Origin of the sequence: Phaeovulum sp., from assembly GCF_041596715.1 — a bacterium.
Taxonomy (GTDB): Bacteria; Pseudomonadota; Alphaproteobacteria; order Rhodobacterales; family Rhodobacteraceae; genus UBA6213.
This window is the reverse complement of record NZ_JBFHIA010000228.1, coordinates 1-4772: the sequence shown is the minus strand read 5'-3', so window position 1 is coordinate 4772 and position 4772 is coordinate 1. Positions and strand designations below refer to the sequence as shown.

Annotated in this window: 3 protein-coding genes; 2 read left to right on the top strand and 1 reads right to left on the bottom strand. The window is 59.6% G+C overall.

The window, feature by feature from the left end; genetic code table 11:
- Positions 1 to 46: 46 nt before the first annotated feature.
- On the bottom strand, positions 47 to 2278 hold the full coding sequence (locus tag ABY403_RS13440) for a sensor histidine kinase (RefSeq protein WP_372841338.1): 2232 nt from the start codon (positions 2276 to 2278) through the stop codon (positions 47 to 49).
- A gap of 231 nt (positions 2279 to 2509) precedes the next feature.
- Between ABY403_RS13440 and ABY403_RS13435 the strand changes: the two genes are divergently transcribed.
- Both ABY403_RS13435 and ABY403_RS13430 read left to right on the top strand, forming a co-directional pair.
- Positions 2510 to 3196 (top strand): hypothetical protein, encoded by a 687-nt coding sequence (locus tag ABY403_RS13435; protein WP_372841337.1) that lies wholly within the window; start codon positions 2510 to 2512, stop codon positions 3194 to 3196.
- Positions 3197 to 3274: 78 nt separating this feature from the next.
- Positions 3275 to 4573, top strand: coding sequence for a surface lipoprotein assembly modifier (locus ABY403_RS13430; protein WP_372841336.1), 1299 nt, complete (start codon positions 3275 to 3277; stop codon positions 4571 to 4573).
- Positions 4574 to 4772: the final 199 nt, after the last annotated feature.

Below are 4772 nucleotides of genomic sequence, written 5' to 3'. Positions count from 1 at the left end.
AGCCAGCGCCGCGTTTCGGCGATATCCTCAACGATCAGAACCCGCTTCATTCCGCAGCCCTTCGGTCTTGCAAGTGCTCGTCCAAATCTGCGCCTGCTGCTTCAAGTTCCCTGTCCAAATGCAGTTTGGTGCTGATGCGTGTGCCTGAGGAGGTGCTTGACAGATCGAACGTGCCGCCCAATTGCGCGACACGTGCAGCTAGGTTTCTGAAACCATTGCCCATGCGCACGGATGCTGCATCAAAGCCCTTGCCATCGTCTTGAAGCGTAACCGTCAATTGCTCTGCTGACGCAGACAGATCGATATCAACGCAGCGCGCCCCTGAATGGCGCACGATATTGCTGGTGGACTCGCGCAGAAACGAGCGCAACGTACGAACAATCTGCGGTGCCAGAAGCGCGTTGGGTAGGCCATTGTCGTGCCAGCGCACATCAATATCCGCCGCCTCCAGATAACCAACGATCTCGGCGCGCAGATCGGCCACAAGTTGCGGCAACGGCAGGCTGGTTTGATCTGGATTCGAGATGATGTCGCGCAGATCGGTAAGCGTTTGCCGGATCAGCAAATCCTTGCGATCCGCTGTGGTGGCATGGAGTGCCCCCAGAAGCAAAATACCAATATTATCATGCATGTCGCGGTTGATCCGCAACCGCTCTGATGTGACGGCCTCAACATATTCCTGATGTTGGTGCAAGCTGCGCTCGATCATTGTGTTGAGGGCTTTGGCGCGCGCCAGATCGGCTGAGGAAAACAGCCGCGCGCCTTTCTGCGCCCAATCCAGCCGCAACCCCGGCAGACCCGCGACGGGCGAAAGCGTCAGCGACGCCCCGTCTTGTTGTAGGGCGGTTGCCACAGGCTTTCCGGCGGTGATTGGCGTCACCTTCAACGGGTTGAACAGATCGGCCCAGAACGCCACTTGCAGATCCTGTTGCTGAACCGGGTCCATTGCATGAGCGATTTCGGTGATGCGCAGATAAAGAACCTCTGCCGGAAGCGCGCGGTTGCGCCGAAGCCAGCGCGCAGCCGCTTCGCGCATCGGCAGATACACAAGCCCCACTGTCGCCAAAGCAATGCCCAGTGCTGGCGCGCGGTCCAGCGCGAGGCCGTAGATCAGCGCAGCATCCAGCACCAGCAACAGCGCCGCGCCGACGCCGTAGAACAAAAGCCCGAAGGACCATTTTGGCAAATCGAAAAGGCGATACCGCAGCACCCCCATCGCGATGCCGACATAGATCAGCAGAAAAAACAGGAAAGCCGTGCTTTGTTCCAGAAATGGCGGAAGGTTCAGCAGGGTTGGCACGACCGAAGTGAGAACAAACCCGCCCGCACCAACCCCGATCGACAGGCCAAACCAACCGAGCATGGCCCGCGCCCTTGGATCGCGACGGTTCACGACGACTTGGGCGATGATGGCGGCCAACAATACGGCCATCGTTGCGGCGATCGCTTCGTTCAGCAGACCCATATGCGATGGCCATTCGACCAGCTGGATAAACGCAATGGCCGCCCCGATAACGACCGTCGGAAGCCAGAGCATAGGGCGTGGGATGATCCGGCGCGGGTAGATCAGAAACAGCGTCACCATGCCGATCCCAAAAAGCAGCGAACCGGTGCTATTGATCCTGCTTGCCGTCGTGAAAACGGGGGCGCTCAGGGCAAGTTCGCGCGCGCTGTAAAGCGCCGCAGTTGATGAGGCCATCGCCAGGCCGAGCCCCGCGACCATTAGCATCCACGCCGCGCCGTCCCGCGGGCGCAGGCAAACAACCCACGCCCCGACAATGCCCCCTGTCAGCGCGACAAACAATTGCATCCAGAGCTTCATCGGCAAATCTGCAAGTGGGCGCGTAGCCTTTGCCAGCACGATCAGCGTTTCGCGCTGGCCCTCGCGCTGGATCTCAAGCGCAAGTGGGCCGCCGCGCAACAGCGCGATCATCTGGTCTTGGCGCGTATAGAAGCTGCGCAGAAACTCGGGCGAGCCGATCGTATCGGGCTCTTCGATCAGGTCGTTGGGTTCGATCCAAAGGGCGGGCTTTGCGCTGAGGTTCGACGGGGTGGCGGAAAAAGAGGCCAAGCTGAGCAGGCGCGCGCCCGCAACCTGTGGGGGAAGGCTTCCCCCCGGTGCTACCCGCTCGATCCTCACCTCGCCTTGCGGCCCCACGCCAAGCTGCATACCGAGCCAAGGTTGCTGTGTGGCAAGCCAAACCAAGCCCACCGCAAGCGCGATGCTGAACATGACAGCCACCGCGAATAGCTTTCCGGGAGCGATATATTTGCGCAAGTCTATCTCCTCCCGCCCAATTCGATGCGCCCTTTTGCGGTCTGATCGCCCGCGTTGTTCAAGCGCAGAGCCCCAATAGATCTGGCGCGTTCTACTCTGCTGCCAGCGCGCCTAAAGACATTCCTAAGTCTTAACCCCGGTTTTGCCGCCCCCCTGAAGAGGGGAGAGACGCCGTGTCTCGTGCGACCGATAACCTCGCTCAGTTGTTCAATTTGTGTGGGGAGATAGAAAATGAGCAAGACAATTATGATGTCGGCTGTTTCGATAGGTCTGATAACAAGCCTTTCGGGATGTTTGGCGACTGGAACTGGTGGCGGGGCGGGCGGTGGATCGGCAGGCTTTGAGGCCGCCTATGATGCCGCTACGGGCCGCGCACCCACCGGCGATATGCCCACCAGCCTAAGCGGCACTTATCAAGGCCAGTTCAAGGTTGGCGTGAACACTGGAACGGCGGAGATGTTCGGAACGAATGTCGATCCGCAAATGGCGGAAATCATTGGCGATCTCGATATCGATGTTGCTTGGACAGAGGGCATGTCTGGCAATCCCTTCTCGGGGACGGCAAGCAATATCGTCGCCACCGAGGCGGGCACGTCGAACTCGGTCGCGATTGCAGGCACGTTAACGGTTGATGGCGTGCTGCCGCAATCGATCAGCCGAGTGCATACGCCCGCATCCGTCATCATGGGCCATTCGGTCCCCGCGATCGATAGCGGGGCTTTCATGTTCCACATGACCGGGCGGTTGGAAAATGACGGCAATCAAGGCGATGCAACCTTGCAGTTTGGCGGAAGTTTCTTCGGCCCCGGCGGGAATGCGATGGTCGGTGCTGTGAGCGGCGGCATCAATGATGTGAGCAATCCGAGCACGCAGATTTTCGACGCTGGCATCGGCGGGACGTTCTACGCAACGCGATGACACTCCCTATTGCGTTGCGGTGGCGATCGGCGGGGGTTCTCGCCGATCGCCTTTGGCTTTCTACTAGGGAAATCATGAATGTCCCCAAACTTGCGGTTGATCTTCGCCTTGGTCTTCTTGGCCATCCTGAGCCTTGGCTGGGCGAATGCGGGCTTTGCCTTCACCTTGGATGAGGCCGAAAAGGCCGTCACCGATGGACATGCTGCAACGGTGATCCCTGCGTTGGAAGCATACGAGCCGAAAAGCGAGACAGAGGCGTTGCGCCGCCTTTGGATATTGGGGGTAGCCAATACACGCGCGGGGCGCGCAGAAGCGGCGGCAGAGGTACTTGCAAAACTGGTCGCAAAGGTGCCTGCCAATCCGGTGTTCAGGCTGGAGCTGGCCAGCGCGCTAATGGCGGCAGGGCAGAACGAGCGTGCACGCTATCATCTTGAACTGGTCAAGGGCACGGGGCTGCCCCCGGCGGTGCAAGCACGCGTGCAATCCCAGATCGAGCGGCTTGATACACCCAAGAACTGGCAAGGCTATTTCCGCCTTGCGCTTATCCCTGAAAGCAACGCGGCACGGCGGACGCAAGCGGAAACTGTCAACCTTGGCGGGCTGGTTTTCGACCTTGCCCCAGATGCACGCCAGCAGGCCGCGAACGGGGGAGAGTTGGGCTTTGGGCTCGCCGCGCAACCGATGATCGGCGAGCGCACACACGCAAGATTTGGTGCGGATGTTCAGGCGCGATTGTTTGACGGGCGCGCGCCCGATGATGTCATCTTGCGGGGCAATGCAGGGTTTTCGCACCTCGACGCGTCGGGGCGGCGGCTTGGGGCAGAGGTTTTTGCCACGCAGCGCTGGATCGACAATTCCGAGTATACGCGCTCGCAGGGGATAGGCGTCAGCTATGGTCTTGCGCTTGGCAATCGGGCGCGGGTTACGTTTGGCGCGCAACACGAGCGCATTTCCTATATCCAAGGTGCCTATGATGTGCAGCGGAGCGCCGCGAACGTGCAGCTTGCCTACGCCGCATCCGGGCAGCTGGTGCTGCGCGCAAGCGCGCGCGTCGAAAGCCGTTCTAGCAGCAACGCGCTTGCCGCAGGGGTTGCAACCGGCCTGTCGGTCGGGGGCGACTATACCTTTGTGGGCGGGCTGCGGATGGGGCTTGATATTTCATATGATCGCAATGCCTATGACGGCATACACCCCTTGTTCGGTGTCCGGCGGCGCGACGACAAGATTGCCGCGACTGTTCAATTCACCAATCAGAACTGGAGTTATCGCGGCTTTGCCCCGGTGTTGAAAATCGGGGTGGAACAACAGGATTCGACCATCATCCTAAACAGCTATCGCAACGTTGCGACAAGCATCGGATTGACGCGTTCGTTTTAAGAAGCGTTCGCAGACTGTATCGGGTGGCTGAGTCTGCGCTTGTATGTATTGGCGCGAAATCGGTGCGGCGCATTTAAAAACTTGATCGAAATTGGAAATGCCAGCAACATCGCACCCAAGATGTTCCGCTACGCGCAGGCCAATCGGGCTTGCACCGCATAATTGACGGAAGCTTTCCAGCGACAGTCGCATTGTTGTT

Excerpts from the sequence above, each read along its gene's own strand:
- ABY403_RS13435 (WP_372841337.1), top strand. The coding sequence starts at position 2,510 with ATGAGCAAGACAATTATGATGTCGGCTGTTTCGATAGGTCTGATAACA.
- ABY403_RS13430 (WP_372841336.1), top strand. The coding sequence starts at position 3,275 with ATGTCCCCAAACTTGCGGTTGATCTTCGCCTTGGTCTTCTTGGCCATC.